Origin of the sequence: Micrococcus sp. HMSC31B01 (genome assembly GCF_001816085.1) — a bacterium.
Lineage (GTDB): Bacteria > Actinomycetota > Actinomycetes > Actinomycetales > Micrococcaceae > Micrococcus > Micrococcus luteus.
Map to the genome: position 1 here is coordinate 1 of NZ_KV824878.1, position 819 is coordinate 819.

Below are 819 nucleotides of genomic sequence, written 5' to 3' on the forward strand. Positions count from 1 at the left end.
GCCAGCAGGCATTCACGCAGCTTGGTGGCGACGGCGCTCTCGTGGGCCGGGGTGGGGAGCAGCGGGCTCACGCCCGCAGTGGCGGAGGAGACGTACCACGTCACAGAGGCCGAGGGCACGTAGTCGACGATGTGCATCCGGTCGGCGACGTCGAGCTGGGCCGCCCGGTCGCGCAGGCCCTGCCGGGCGCCGGGGTCGGGGGAGCCCACGTACGCGACGTGGACGCCGGGCAGCAGCGGCAGGGCGTCCACCAGCGTGCGCACGCCACGGACCTCGGCCAGCTTGCCGACGTAGACGAGCAGGGGGACGTCGTCGGACAGGCCCAGCTCGGTGCGCAGGGGCAGGCGCTCGGCCGGGTCCATCGGGACCTGCGCGCCCCACGGCCCGTTGATCACCGTCACGGGGCGTTCCTGCAGGGCGTGGTACTCGCGCATCCGGTCGGCCAGTCCGTCCGTGACGGCGACGACGGCGTCAGCCTCGTGGATCAGCTCGGCTTCGGCCGCCTTCCACGCGATGCGCTGATCCACGGGCCCGGGCATCATCTGGCCGGGCAACCACTCGTGCGCGTCGTAGACCCACGGGACCGGCGGCAGCCCGCGCGCAGCGCGGTAGCGGTCGTAGGCGGCCGCAGCGGGCAGGGGATGGAGGTCGTGCACGTGGACAATGTCGGGCGCGAGGTCGATCAGGGCACGCAGGAAGCCGTCCTCGTAGTCCGCGATCAGGGGCCAGACTTCGCGCCAGGCGCCGGTCCGCCCGGCGGCGAAGTTCTTCAGCGCGCGCCGGCCCCGCGTTGCTGCCGGGCCCCGGCGGCCCCGCGCC

1 protein-coding gene is annotated in these 819 nt (G+C 74.5%); it reads right to left on the reverse strand.

The window, feature by feature from the left end; genetic code table 11:
- Positions 1 to 819 (reverse strand): glycosyltransferase (locus tag HMPREF3105_RS01005; RefSeq protein WP_141762370.1); only part of this gene is annotated, 819 nt, incomplete at both ends.